The 13,223-nt window shown below is 71.7% G+C and carries 11 protein-coding genes and 1 tRNA gene; 1 reads left to right on the forward strand and 11 read right to left on the reverse strand.

The genetic code is table 11. The features are described 5' to 3' along the window. Nucleotides 1-4: 4 nt before the first annotated feature. The 8 genes from ACFY3J_RS01775 to ACFY3J_RS01810 form a co-directional block, all read right to left on the reverse strand. Complete coding sequence (locus ACFY3J_RS01775; protein WP_384172866.1) at nt 5-730, reverse strand: hypothetical protein; 726 nt, start codon at nt 728-730, stop codon at nt 5-7. Beyond that, on the reverse strand, nt 727-1,173 hold the full coding sequence (locus tag ACFY3J_RS01780; protein WP_384172863.1) for an acyl-CoA thioesterase: 447 nt from the start codon (nt 1,171-1,173) through the stop codon (nt 727-729). The genes ACFY3J_RS01775 and ACFY3J_RS01780 overlap by 4 nt, the downstream gene beginning before the upstream one ends. Nucleotides 1,174-1,182: 9 nt before the next feature. Further along, nucleotides 1,183-2,847 (reverse strand): energy-dependent translational throttle protein EttA, encoded by a 1,665-nt coding sequence (gene ettA / locus ACFY3J_RS01785; protein WP_384172860.1) that lies wholly within the window; start codon nt 2,845-2,847, stop codon nt 1,183-1,185. A gap of 254 nt (nt 2,848-3,101) precedes the next feature. Beyond that, nucleotides 3,102-3,419: a hypothetical protein gene (locus tag ACFY3J_RS01790; RefSeq protein WP_384172857.1), complete on the reverse strand. Its 318-nt coding sequence runs from the start codon at nt 3,417-3,419 to the stop codon at nt 3,102-3,104. Nucleotides 3,420-3,480: 61 nt separating this feature from the next. Then, nucleotides 3,481-4,887, reverse strand: coding sequence for a Cys-Gln thioester bond-forming surface protein (locus tag ACFY3J_RS01795; RefSeq protein WP_390839823.1), 1,407 nt, complete (start codon nt 4,885-4,887; stop codon nt 3,481-3,483). Nucleotides 4,888-5,192: 305 nt separating this feature from the next. Then, a complete protein-coding gene (locus ACFY3J_RS01800; RefSeq protein ID WP_390839825.1) occupies nt 5,193-5,672 on the reverse strand; it encodes a single-stranded DNA-binding protein in 480 nt (159 codons plus the stop codon). A gap of 207 nt (nt 5,673-5,879) precedes the next feature. Continuing rightward, a complete protein-coding gene (locus ACFY3J_RS01805) occupies nt 5,880-7,958 on the reverse strand; it encodes a GTPase (RefSeq protein ID WP_384172848.1) in 2,079 nt (692 codons plus the stop codon). A gap of 3 nt (nt 7,959-7,961) precedes the next feature. Continuing rightward, a complete protein-coding gene (locus ACFY3J_RS01810; RefSeq protein WP_384172845.1) occupies nt 7,962-9,575 on the reverse strand; it encodes a dynamin family protein in 1,614 nt (537 codons plus the stop codon). Between the two features lie 321 nt (nt 9,576-9,896). Between ACFY3J_RS01810 and ACFY3J_RS01815 the strand changes: the two genes are divergently transcribed. Beyond that, nucleotides 9,897-9,972 (forward strand) — tRNA-Arg (locus ACFY3J_RS01815). A gap of 176 nt (nt 9,973-10,148) precedes the next feature. Here ACFY3J_RS01815 and ACFY3J_RS01820 read toward each other — a convergent pair. Genes ACFY3J_RS01820 through repSA form a run of 3 tightly spaced genes read right to left on the reverse strand, consistent with a single transcriptional unit; the run spans nt 10,149 to nt 13,104 of the window. Beyond that, the gene (locus tag ACFY3J_RS01820; protein ID WP_390839827.1) at nt 10,149-11,543 is read right to left on the reverse strand and encodes a tyrosine-type recombinase/integrase; all 1,395 of its coding nucleotides are present in this window, start codon (nt 11,541-11,543) and stop codon (nt 10,149-10,151) included. After that, nucleotides 11,543-11,740 (reverse strand): helix-turn-helix domain-containing protein, encoded by a 198-nt coding sequence (locus tag ACFY3J_RS01825; RefSeq protein ID WP_362347845.1) that lies wholly within the window; start codon nt 11,738-11,740, stop codon nt 11,543-11,545. Before ACFY3J_RS01825 ends, ACFY3J_RS01820 begins: the two co-directional genes overlap by 1 nt. Then, nucleotides 11,737-13,104 (reverse strand): replication initiator protein RepSA, encoded by a 1,368-nt coding sequence (repSA, locus tag ACFY3J_RS01830; RefSeq protein ID WP_390839829.1) that lies wholly within the window; start codon nt 13,102-13,104, stop codon nt 11,737-11,739. The genes ACFY3J_RS01825 and repSA overlap by 4 nt, the downstream gene beginning before the upstream one ends. Nucleotides 13,105-13,223: the final 119 nt, after the last annotated feature.

Consider the following 13,223-nt stretch of genomic DNA (forward strand, 5'->3'; position numbering starts at 1 on the left):
GCGTTCAGCGGACGCTGACGTCCAGGGAGGCGAGTCCGGCCTCCGCCCGCCGTACCGCGATCGAACCGTAGGGGGTCCGCAGCCGCAGCCACGTCCCCGACGACAGCAGCGCGAGGTCCTCCTCGCCGGAGGCCGCCGGGGGCCTCGCGGAGTCCCCCTCGCCGACGGCGGCGGGGGGCCTGAGGAACCGCAGCGACTGTGCCGCGTGCACGGCCCGCACGGGCAGTTGGGTCTCGCCGACCAGCCGGGACCAGATCTCCCGCCCGATCCGGTCGAGTTCGGCGCGCGTGCGGTGCTCCTGCGCCAACTCCCGCGTACGGGAGCGGAACTCGGCGACCGCGGCGGCCACCGTGGCGCCCAGGGCCCCGGCCGGAGGCAGCCCCGGCTCCGTCCGCCAGCCGCCGCGCGGCGGCAGCACGCCCGCCCACGGCGGCCCGGTCACCGCCGCCGGGACAGCGGCCGTGGCCTCCGACTCGTCGACGGACTCCAGCAGTTCACCGGCGGAGACGGTCACGTCGAGGGTGGCGTCGGGCTCGTTCCGGTACGGCTCGGCGAGCCGCACCGCGCGCACCGCCAGCACCTCGAAGGACGCCGGCCGCCCGAAGACGGCCAGCGCCGTGCCCGCCGCCTGGAGCCGCACCGCGGCGGAACGGTCGTAGTGCAGCAGCCGGGAGAGGAAGGCGGCGAGGTCGGCCGCCTCCGTCTCGTCGGCGAGGTGGAGGACCGTCATGCGGCGACGGCCTCCTCCTTGTCGCCCGCGCCCGCGGCGTCGTCACCGGTGCCGGCGTCGTCGGTGTACTCCTGGAGGAACTCGCGCTCCTCCGCGGTGATCCGGCGCGGACGCTGCGCCTCGAAGTCGAACGGCACGATCACCGTCGAGGCGCGGACGTAGACCTGGTCGCCGTCCTTGACCTCGTAGGCGAGGGTGAAGGACGCCGCCCTGATCTCGGTGACCCACAGCTCGACGTCCACCGGCGCGTGCCGGTGGACGAGCTGGCGCTTGTAGTCGATCTCGTGACGCGCCACCACGGACCCCTGCTTGAACTCCTTGTCCGGGCGGAACAGGAAATCGATGCGTGCCTCCTCCAGGTAGCGGAGGAACACCACGTTGTTGACGTGGCCGTACGCGTCCATGTCCGCCCAGCGCAGCGGGCAGCGGTAGATGTGGCGCATCTGCTTCGATCAGCCCCGGGTCAGCTTCTTGTAGGTGGCGCGGTGCGGCCGGGCGGCGTCCGGGCCGAGCCGCTCGATCTTGTTCTTCTCGTACGACTCGAAGTTGCCCTCGAACCAGAACCACTTGGAGTCGCCCTCGTAGGCGAGGATGTGCGTCGCCACGCGGTCCAGGAACCAGCGGTCGTGGGAGACGACGACGGCGCAGCCGGGGAACTCCAGCAGCGCGTTCTCCAGGCTGGACAGGGTCTCGACGTCGAGGTCGTTGGTCGGCTCGTCGAGGAGCAGCAGGTTGCCGCCCAGCTTCAGGGTGAGCGCCAGGTTGAGGCGGTTGCGCTCACCGCCGGAGAGCACGCCGGCGGGCTTCTGCTGGTCCGGGCCCTTGAAGCCGAACGCGGACACATACGCCCGGGACGGCATCTCGACCTGGCCGACGTTGATGTAGTCCAGCTCGTCGGAGACGACGGCCCACAGCGTCTTCTTCGGGTCGATGTTCGCGCGGCTCTGGTCGACGTAGGAGATCTTGACGGTCTCGCCGACCTTGATGCTCCCGGAGTCCGGCTGCTCCAGGCCCTGGATCATCTTGAACAGCGTGGTCTTGCCCGCGCCGTTCGGGCCGATGACGCCGACGATGCCGTTGCGGGGCAGCGTGAAGGAGAGGTCGTCGATGAGGACCTTCTCGCCGAAGGCCTTGTTGAGGTTGTTGACCTCGACGACGATGCTGCCCAGACGCGGGCCCGGCGGGATCTGGATCTCCTCGAAGTCCAGCTTCCGCATCTTCTCGGCCTCGGCGGCCATCTCCTCGTAGCGGGCCAGACGCGCCTTGGACTTGGCCTGCCGCCCCTTGGCGTTGGACCGCACCCACTCCAGCTCGTCCTTGAGCCGCTTCTGCCGCTTGGCGTCCTTCTGGCCCTCGACCTTCAGACGGGCGGCCTTCGTCTCCAGGTACTTGGAGTAGTTGCCCTCGTAGCCGTGCAGCCGGCCGCGGTCCACCTCGCAGATCCAGCCGGCCACGTTGTCCAGGAAGTACCGGTCGTGGGTGACGGCCACGACGGTGCCCTCGTACTTGGCCAGGTGCTGCTCCAGCCAGTTCACCGACTCGGCGTCGAGGTGGTTGGTGGGCTCGTCGAGGAGCAGCAGGTCGGGCTGCTCGAGGAGCAGCTTGCACAGCGCGACACGGCGGCGCTCACCACCGGAGAGGGTGGTGACGGGCCAGTCGCCGGGCGGGCAGCCCAGGGCGTCCATGGCCTGCTCGAGCTGGGCGTCGAGGTCCCACGCGTTGGCGTGGTCGAGCTCCTCCTGGAGCTTGCCCATCTCCTCCAGCAGCGCGTCCGAGTAGTCGGTGGCCATCTGCTCGGCGATCTCGTTGAACCGGTCGAGCTTGCCCTTGATCTCGGCCACGCCCTCCTGGACGTTCTCCAGGACCGTCTTGTCCTCGGTCAGCGGGGGCTCCTGCAGCAGGATGCCGACGCTGTAGCCGGGCGACAGGTACGCGTCACCGTTGGACGGCTGCTCCAGCCCCGCCATGATCTTCAGCACGGTCGACTTACCGGCACCGTTCGGGCCGACGACGCCGATCTTGGCACCCGGCAGGAAGTTCAGGGTGACGTCGTCGAGAATCACCTTGTCGCCGTGCGCCTTGCGCGCCTTGCGCATGGTGTAAATGAACTCAGCCAAGAGAAACCGTCCGGCAGCTTGAAATCAGGCAGTGGGCAGATACACCCCATCTTGCCGTACCGCCACCCCTACGCGGAAACCCGTTAGGTCTGAGGGCGCTGACCTGGGGTTTCGCTACCGGCGGCGGTGGCTCGCCTGTCACTGTCGGTTGCCGTCGGGCCCCCTCGGGCGCCTTCCCACGTCCCACGGACGACCCGGTGGCGATCACTCTGCTCGTCCGGCGCCGAGGCCCCGTGCCGGCCGGGGGTGCGCGCTCAGGCCTGTTCCAGCGCGTCGCCGAACTCGCGCAGGGTTTTGCCGCGGTGGCTGCGGGCCAGTTCGTGGCCGACGGCGATGACGAGCGCGACAGGCCATTCGATGACGTCGAAAGCCGTGAGGAGACCGAGGCCCGCGAGGTAGGCGAGCTGGTCCCGAGGCGGCAGTTCGAGCCGGAGACCGCCCAGGGAGACGGTCACCGAATCACCCGAGACGACCCGCTCGGCCGCGGCGCGGGCGCCGTGGGACTTCGTGATCGGAGCCGGTGCGCCGGCAGCCGCCGTGCCGGGGTCTGTCCTGCTCGCTTGCACGGTCATGTCACACCCCGTTCGACGGCCGGTGCCGGGCATCCGCTCGATGTCCCTCCACCACGCTAGGTCAGTTCCCGGCGCTCTTCCTCTTGTGGACGATGCTCAGGGCCGTGGCACCCAGAACCAGCAAGCTGAGGCCGGTGGCGGCGATCAGCGGGGTGGTGCTGGTGCCGCCGGTCTCGGCGAGGTTGGGGTTGGGCGAGGTGCCGCCGCCCGCCGTGACGGGGCTCGGTTCGCCGACGGTCTGGGTCACGGCGCCGCCCGGGCTGCCCTGGGTCCGGCAGTCGAGGACGCCGGTGAAGCGCTCCGCGTGGCCGCCCGGGCCCCTGATCGTGAAGTCGTAGGCCTGGTCCTCCTGGAGCGGGATGGTGATCGTCTCGGACGCGCCCGCGGCGATGCCGTACCGGGTGTCCATCAGCTCGAAGGTGAACGGCTCGTCGCCCTTGTTGGCCGCGGTGATGTCCAGGGCGCCCTTGGCGCAGTTCTTCACCGCGGACAGGGCGGGTATCGCGCCCTCGGCGGCCCAGGTCGCGCCGCTGGTGGCAGCGACCGTGGACTCGCTGGAGCCGGCCAGGATCTGGGTCTGGCTGCGGCTGTCGGAGGTGAAGGCGCGGCCGACCGGCACGGAGGTGGAGGCCTGCGCGGTCAGCGTCGCCGAGCCGTCCCCGGCGTCCTCGGGCACGTCGAAGAACACCTGGCTGCCGTCCCTGGCGGACGTGATCTCCTTGCCGTCCTTGCCGACGATCCGCACGCCGCTCGTGGCGGCGCCCGCGGGAGGTGTCAGGGTCACGCTGCTCGCGTTGGTGTGCACGGTCACCGGGCCGACCCGCTCGCCCGGACGACCGGAGACGGCGGGCGGGTGGAGGGTGAGCGAGGCCCGCGGCTCGGGCAGGGCCCGGGCGCTCTCCTCCAGGTAGTCCGCGAGCTTCTCGGCCCGCGGGTCGACCGCGTCGACGTCCGCGCCGTCGGAGTAGCGCCATATGGCCACCTGGGTGCCGGCCGCCGCGTCCTGCTCGGTGAGGTTCCCGACGCCGGCCTTGGCGGCGAGCGCCGCGAGATCGTTGACCTGGGGGTAGGAGTTCTCCAGGATCCAGCGGATCTTTCCGGCGTTCTTGTTGGCGGCCAGCGAGGTGCCGCTCCAGGGCGTCTCTCGGTACTTGGCGTCCCGCTGCGTGGGGTTGTGCACGTCGATGCAGTAGGTCTGCAGGGTCCCGCCGCCGTCGACGGACATCTCGAACAGGCCCGCGGAGACCTGGTGGTCACCGCCGTCGTCATGGATGACGGCGGTGCCGTAGGTCTTCAGGCCGCCGATGGTGGCGGTCGCGCCGCCCGGACTCTGCGGCATGCCGTCGGCGACGGCCGGGCCGGCGGCGGCCAGCACACCGGCGGCAACGAATCCGGAGACCAGGGTGGCGGCGGCGAGCCGGGCCGCCCCCCGCCTGCGCGCGGACGGCGCAGAGTACCAAGCACACACAGAATTCCCCTTCGAGTAGGACCCGTTGACGTGGGGGTGTGGTCCCACCGGCAGAAACCTCAAGCCCAGAGACAAGCCCAGCGAGCTGTGTCCGGCATCCTATGGATCCCGCACACCAGGACTTCGCTGTCGTATCGTCAGATCGCCGATCCGAATCGCAATCGTTATCGCCAAGATCACCGGGCCCCTCTGAGCGGGGCCCGTCGAGGAGTCCCCTGGGGAGTTCCCGGGCGCATCCCGGGCGCGTGCGCCGACGAGCGGCAGTGACGAGCAGCAGTCCGGCCGGGGGGCTCGGCACACTCCCTTCAGCACACCGCCGCGACCGGCTCCGGCTGTGGCTCCGGCTCCCGCGGAACCTCCGAGTTCGCGGAGGCCGTCTCCCACGTGGGCTCCGGCCGCGGAGGCGGACTCTCCGTCTGCGGCTCCGTCCTGACCGTGCGCCGGAAGGCCGACGTGCCCCGCGCCAGGTCGTGGCCGATCGCCAGGGCGTCGATGTCCGCCCAGGTCCGGCTGGTGCCGTCGCGGCTCTCGGTACGCACCTTCAGCCGGCCCTGCACGATGACGGGGTCGCCCACGGCCAGCGACGCCACCGCGTTGGCGGCGAGCTGGCGATTGGCCCACACCGTGAAGAAGTTGGTGTGACCGTCCGTCCAGGCGCTCTTCTCCCGGTCCCAGTAGCGCGAGGTCACCGCCAGCCGGAACCGCACCGAGGCGCCCGAGGGCAGCTCCCGGTGCACCGGCTGCGTCGCCACGTTGCCCACGGTGCAGACGATCGTCTCGTTCATCGTCGATTCCCCTCCCTCGCCCGGCCGCTCGGTCCGGGCGGACACGCGTACGGGCCCGTCCCGTACGGCTGCGTCTGCCGTGACGACCGCGTCCGTCGCGATCGCCGCGGAACCAGACTGCCTCCGTCCGGGCCGAGCCCGCCGAGCCCTGTGGGCCACCGCCCGCCTGGGGAAAACCCCGTCACCCTCGCGGGCGATGACCGCCCGTCATCCGACCCCCGCTCCCCGCACCAGCGCGTACTGCTCCCGAACTTCCCGATACCGCAAGAGTTCCGCCGCCACCGGATCCAGCACCCGGGCCCGGCCGCATCCCGAGGCCGCCTCCCGTAGTCGGCGCTCGGCATCCTGGCCGTACCGCCGTGCGGGTCCGCGCGCCGCGATCCGGCAGCTCCATTCCACGAGCGGCCCGCCCACGATGCCCGCCAGCATGAGCAGCACCGGCACGCCCAGGTTCGGCGCCGTCACCCCGACGATCTGGCCCACCAGCCACAGACCGCCGGCGACCTGAAAGATCGTCATCGCCGCCTGCGCGAGGACCGCGAGGGGCCACCAGCCCGGGCGCGGGGGCCGCCCCGAGGGCAGCCCGGCCCGCGCCGCCAGCTGGTCCAGCGCCTCGGGCAGCCCGTGCGCACCGCGCACGGCGGCCTCACGCACGGCCTGCGCCCACGGCCCCGGCATGCCTGCCGAGGCCTGGTCGGCCACCGTGCGCACCGCGTGTTCGACACGCTGGCGCGCGGTGGCCTCCTCGTCCTGCTGGTTACCCAGCAGGAACCGTCCGGTGGGCGCCTCGCGCCGGCTCCGGCACCACCGCCACAGCCGCAGCCAGGGCGTGCCGCAGGCCTTGTTGGCGTTGCGCAGCCAGGCCCGCTCGGCCGCCTCGCCGGCGGCGGTGGCGCCCACCGCGTCCGCGAGCCGGGCCGCGAACTCCTCGCGCGCCTCCTCGCTGAGCCCGGCGTTCGACCGGGCGGCGTAGACGGGCCGCAGGCGCTGAGCCGCGGCGTCCACGTCGGCCGAGATCCGCCGCACCGCGGCTCCGCGCTCGGCCACGAACTGACCGAGCGCCTCGCGCAGTTCACCGACGCCGTGCCCGGTGAGCGCGGACAGCGCGAGCACGGTCGCGCCCGGCTCGCCGTACTCGCCGAGGGCGATCCCGTCCTCGTCGAGCAGCCGTCGCAGATCGTCGAGGACCTGGTCGGCGGCCTCGCCGGGCAGCCGGTCGACCTGGTTGAGGACGACGAACATGACCTCCGCGTGACCGGCCATGGGCCGCAGGTAGCGCTCGTGGAGGACGGCGTCGCCGTACTTCTCCGGGTCGACGACCCAGATGACGGCGTCGACGAGCCGCAGGATGCGGTCCACGTGCTCGCGGTGCTGCACGGCCGCCGAGTCGTGGTCGGGCAGGTCGACCAGGACCAGGCCGCGCAGCTGCGGGTCGGCGTCCTGGGCCTGCACCGGGCGCCTGCGCAGCCGTCCCGGGATGCCGAGCCGGTCGATGAGACCGGCCGCCCCGTCGCTCCAGCTGCACGCGATGGGCGCCGCGGTGGTCGGCCGCCGTACTCCGGTCTCCGAGATGGCGACACCGGCGAGGGCGTTGAACAGCTGGGACTTGCCGCTTCCGGTGGCACCGGCGATGGCGACGACGGTGTGCTGCCCGGAGAGCCGGCGCCGCGCCGCGGCCTCGTCGAGGACACGGCCCGCCTCCGCGAGGGTCTGGCTGTCGAGCCGGGTGCGGGACAGGCCGACCAGCTCGCGCAGCGCGTCGAGTCGGGACCGCAGCGGTCCGTCGTACGCCAGCGGGGACACGCCCGGCTGCCGGGCGGTCCGGGGCTCCACGGGTACGAGTTCGGCGGCGGTGTCCGTCTCGGTGACGCGGCGCGCGATCAGCCCGTCGTCCCAGGCGCCCTCGGCCTCCGTACTCCTCGATGTGCCGTCGTACGTCCCGCGCGCGTCGCCGTCGTCATGCTCCACGCGCGCGTGGGCGACGGCGGCCTCCTTCGCCATGCCGACCTGCCCGGTCACCAGGTGGTCGGAGGCGGCCGCCCCGGGGACCCGGTGGCCCTTGGCGTCCCCGGACGTCGCCGCGTCTCCGGTCTCGGGCACGCCTTCGGTGCCGTGGCCGCCCTCGGCCCCGGCGTCTGCCGCCCTGTCGCGGATCCAGGTCTCCCCGCTCGCCCCCTCCCCGTCCGTCCTTTCGTCCGTCCTTCCGTCCGTCTCTCCGTCCGTGAGGACGGTGCCCTGCGTCTGATCGGTGTGTTCCGTTCGGTCCTGGTCAGTGACGGCGGTCACCGGTCACCTCTCCTTCAGCAGTACGGACAGCGCGGCGATGAGTTCGGCCTGGGGCTCGGGGTGTACGTCGAGGGCGTCCAGCGGGGCCATACGGCGCTCGCGCTCGGCGTGGATCACCCGGTCCAGCTGTTCGGTGAGCAGCCGCCCGGCGCGGTCGCGCAGCCGCAGTGCTCCGTGCGCGCCGATCCGTTCGGCGAGGCCCTCTCCCGCCGACCGCGCCCGGCGGCCTCCCAGCAGCCCGGTGGCGGCCAGGGCGGCGACGACCTCGGCGTCCGGCGCGATGTTCCGGTCCAGCCGACGCACCTCGTCCTCGGCGTACTCCTCCAGCTCCCGCCGCCAGCGCCGTACGGCCAGCCCGATGCGTTGCTCGGCGCTCTCCGAGGCGCGGTCGCGGTCGGTGAGCCCCGGCGCCGTGGCGGCTTGCTCGTGCCGCCAGGCATCGTCCACGCGCTCGTCGGCGGCGGTGACCGCACACAACAGCAGGGAGCCCAGACTCTCCACGAGCGCGTCGAGCAGTTCCCCGGCGGAGCAGTCCAGGGGGAAGGCACGCCACCTCTTCAGGGCGTCCCCGGCGAGCACCGCCCCGGCCTGGAGCCGCCCCCGCACGCGCGTGTGCTCGCTCTCGTAGGCGGTCTCGACGGCCGAGGTGAGCCGCAGCGCGGCGGCGTACTGGGCGGTGGCGGCACTGGCCAGCTCGGGCATCCGGGACTTCAGCGAGTCGAGGAGCCCCTGGGCCGTGCGGGCCATGACGTACTGCCGGGCCGCGGAGTCCTGGGTCTGGTGGACCAGCCAGGTGCGCAGATGCGCGACGGCGCTGGCGGGCAGCAGGCCCCCGCCCCAGGCCGACTCGGGCAGCTCGGGCACGGTGAACCGCGGTACCTCGCCGAGTCCGGCCTTGGTGAGCAGTGCCCCGTACTGGCGGGAGACCTCGGAGGCGACCTGGTGCGGCACCCGGTCCAGCACGGTCACCAGCGTGGCGTCGTACTCCTTGGCCGTGCGCAACAGGTGCCACGGGACCGCGTCGGCGTACCGGGCCGCCGTGGTGACCATGACCCAGATGTCGGCGGCGCAGATCAGCTCGGCGGCCAGGACGCGGTTGTCGGCGATCAGGGAGTCGACGTCGGGCGCGTCGAGGAGCGCGAGCCCGGGGGGCAGGGTGTCGACGGTCTCCACGCGCAGCACCCGGGAGGGGGTGCTCTCCTGCATCAGCAGGTCGTCGCCGGCCCCGGGGTCGCCTCTGGGCACCCACACGCGCGTGAGGTCCGGCAGGACGCGCATCCCACTGAACCAGTGGTGGTCCTCCGGATGGCAGACCAGCACCGGGGTCCGTGTGGTCGGCCGCAGCACGCCCGCCTCGCTGACCCGCCGTCCGACGAGCGAGTTGACGAGGGTCGACTTCCCGGCGCCTGTCGATCCCCCGACGACCGCCAGCAACGGCGCTTGGGGCCTTCTCAACCGGGGCACCAAGTAGTCGTCGAGCTGTGCGAGCAGTTCGTCGCGGTTGGCACGCGCGCGCGGAGCCCCCGCCAGGGGCAGCGGGAAGCGTGCGGCGGCGACACGGTCGCGCAGGGCGGAGAGTGCGTCGAGCAGCTGAGGCCGTACGTCCAAGGTCACCACATGCGAAGAATGCCCAATTTTAGGGGAATTCTGAAGCATATGAGCATGTCTGCGCGCCGATTGGACACAACGGACGGAAGGGGCGACTGGGGCGCGGGTACAGTCCAGGCATAACGAGTGCACAACACCAGGTGCGCCGGGCGTCAAAAGCGATGCACGATTCGTACCCGCCTGCGATTATCAGGACCGCTTCACCGAACCTCCACATTGAGCCACGGAGGCGAAGCAACCGGGACATGGATCCGGGAGCCCTATCCTTGTCCCCGGCGATGTCACGGATCAGCCCCCACCAGGGCACCGCGACAGAGGCCACCACACCAGGCCCCCGTAGCTCAGTGGATAGAGCAGGCGCCTTCTAAGCGCTTGGCCGCAGGTTCGAGTCCTGCCGGGGGCGCCAGTCTCCGCCCTCCCTCGCGGGAGGGCTTTTCGCTGGTCAGGCCGGGTTTCTCTGCGCACGACGAAGCCCCGGGCACTCCCCCGACGATCATGGGAGGGCTCCGGGGCTGTCCGGCTGTCACCGGGTTTTCGCGGGTGGCCGTGTCGAATACGTGTCGAAGTTCTCAGCCGGGACGGTCAGCCGACGTCCGGCAGCTCCGGGAGATCCCCCGCGGCTTCGAGCCGCCTCTTGAGATCGGGAAGCTGCCCCTCGACACAGCGGGCGTACGTGGCCAGAAGCACGGGGACGCTGTTGCCGGCCCAGTCCGCCACCTGAGCGGGCGGTATCCCGTCGTTGAGCCACTTCGTCAGGCGCGTGTGCCGGTTGTCGTACACGCGCTTACCCGTCGGCGACTCGAAGACGTGGGGAGCCAGCACCGCCTTGCGCGCGCCGTGCCAGGCCCGGCGGATGACGGAGCCCGCGAGGATGCCGCCGTTCTCCCCCTGGAAGAGCAGGTCACCCGGCTGGAGCAGCTCGTCCTCGATGTGCTGCCGCTGGGTCCGCGTCAGAGCGGGATGCCCCGGCACGGTGCGGGTCTCCCCCTCGGCACGGCCCTTCAGATCGCGCTCTTCGTGGATCTCCCCTGTGTCGGTCCACTGCTTGCCGACCTCCGGCGTCGCAGTGTGGATCAGAAGTTCACTCCACTGGTCCTCGGCACCAGGAGCGGGCAATGTCACATCTTTCACCCGAATGGCCACTGCTTCCTCGGGACGCGGGCCGCAGTAGTACAACGTGGCGAAAAACGCGTGCAGGCGCTTGCCTCCGCGCGGCCGACGCCGGATCCAGTCGAGGAGCGCTGCGGCCTGGTCCGGACCCATCAGGGACCGCTTGTCCACGGCGTTGGTGGTCTTGGTGGCAGCGGTCGTGTCCTTCCCCTTGGGGAGGGGGTTGTCCCGCAGGATGCGCCGCCGCATCGCATGCTTCATGGCGACGTTCAGGATCCGGCGATGCCGCTTACGTGACCATGTGGCGGCCTGCCTGCCGTCGAGACGTGTGTCGAGGGCTCGTAAGACCTCGTCGACCTTGTCCGGGTCCTCCCAGGCCGAGACGGGAAGCGAGTTCCGCTCCACCCACCTGAGGATGCTCTCCACGTCCCGGGGAGCCGCGCCGCGCCGGTTCGTGTTGAACGCCCATTCGCGCAGGGCGGTACGCACCGCAGCGGGTTCGAACTGGGCCGGCTTGACACGCAGGAACGCCACGGTGGTCGCGGTCAGGGTCTTGGCGAGGTTCTTCCGGCTGTTGCCGCCGAGTTGGGCCCAGCGCGCGTCCACGTACTCGACGGCGAACTTGTACCAGCTCATGGCGGCCGACTTGGAACGATGCGATACCGGCAGGCCGGTCGCGATGACGAACGCCTCGCCCTTGCCGGTCGCCGTGATGAGCTCGGAGCGGAAGCCCTCGGCAAGCGCGACAGTGCCGAACGGCTCACGCCAGCGCTTGCCCGCCACCACCCAGCGCACCGTGTAGGTGGTCTTCCGGGCGCCCTTGTACGTGAGGATCTTGTAGATCTTGACCTCGTACGTCGTCTCCATCAGGCGGCGTCCTCACGGTCGTCGAGCCAGTGTTCGAGGTCGCTCCGCCGGATCCTGAGGTCGCCGTTCGGGAGCTTGATGCAACGCGGGGCACGGCGCTTCGCCCGCCAGTCGTAGAAGGTCGAGCGCGAGACGGCCAGTTCCTCGCAGACCTCCGCGAGGGTGAGCATGCTGCGTGACCGGATGGCCGTGGTCATGTCGTGCTCCCTTCGCTCAGGAGGGCGTCGCGAGCGGTCTCGCGGTTGGTCTGGAGGTCACGCGCGACGGTCGCGGCGAGGGCGGCTTCGCCCGGTGTGTGGCCGTGACCGGCGTACTGCCAGTCCGTCAGGACGAGGACCGTGTCCGCCTCCCGGTCGTCGAGGCCCAGGGCGGATGCTTCCTGGGCGGCGCGGTAGTCGGCGCGTTCCTGGCGGAGGGCGCCGAGGGTGGTGGAGTAGGTGCGCGACTTGGACGAGAAGTGCCCGCGGAAGCCGAGCATGTGCGCCCAGGCCCAGAGGCGCCGGTCCGGATACAGGGCGTCCAGGTCGCGGCACGCGGTGATGAGCCGACGGGTGTGGTCGGGGACCCGGTGGCGGTCGAGTTCGGCGAGTTCGCCGATGCGGCGGTCCAGGGTGCCGGTGTTCTCGGCGGCCTTGGTGGCGTACTTGGCCACGTACGAGGCGACGGCCTGTTCGGTGATGTCGGAGCCGTCGCCGAAGGCCTTGACCGGGCGGACGTCGAGCTGTCGACCCCATCGGAACGTCCTGGTCGGCTGGTCATCGGCTGCCGGGACCGAGACGGACGTGTACGAGTGCGCGGCGGCGGCGCGCATCGCGTCCGTGAGGAGGTGGACCGTGGCCCAGGCGGGCGGCGGAGTGCCGGGACCCTCCGGGCCGTCGAGGCGCACGACGGCGTGGAAGTGCAGGGCCCCGCGCTTCTGGAACTCGGCGACTTTGCCGTACGAGACGCGAAGGTGTTCGGCGAGTTCTCGGCGGGGAAGGCCGGCACGGGCGGCGAGTTCACGGCGCAGCCGGGTGGTGAAGCGCTGCCAGAGCTGTCCGGCGTGGTTGTTGAACAGCACGGCGCCCGCGTAGTCGTAGGTGTCCGGGTCGAGGGCGGTGCCCAGCTCCAGGGCGTCGGAAGCGTGCCGGGTGCCGCAGCGGCAGGTGCCGTGGTCGGGGCGGTTGTGGACCGGGCCGAACGAGGGGGCGGTGAGGGTGGCGAAGACGCGCGGGTGATCACGTACGGCGGCGGGGATGTCGCGGCGGTCGTCCCCGGCCAGGCCGGCGCGGATCAGGTGGTAGGTGTCGCCCGCGTAGGTCCAGGCGCAAGCCGGGCAGCGGGAAGCGCGGCGGTTGCCGCAGGCGAGGCGGAGGCGTCCGCCCGGCTCGTTCGCGGTCGAGTAGTGGTGCAGGGTCTCGCCGGTGGTCTTGTCCTTGTGGAGGATCCAGCCGGTGAGATGGATCGGGTCGGCGCAGCCGCCGGTGCGGCGGATCTGGTCTTCCCAGCGGGCGTAGTCGGAGGCCGAGGCCACCCGGAGCACGTCCCGGAGGGTGGTGGGGTCGAGCAACGTGTCTGGCATGGGCGCGCTCGGTGTCGCGGGTGAGGCGCGGTGGGCCATGCTGGGGGTTCCTTCCGGTTGCGAGATCGGACAGGGACGGCGCCCGGGCGGCGGATGCTTGGCGGTATCGAGGCCGCCCG

Source organism: Streptomyces sp. NPDC001231, from assembly GCF_042896885.1.
In the GTDB taxonomy this organism is placed as follows: domain Bacteria; phylum Actinomycetota; class Actinomycetes; order Streptomycetales; family Streptomycetaceae; genus Streptomyces.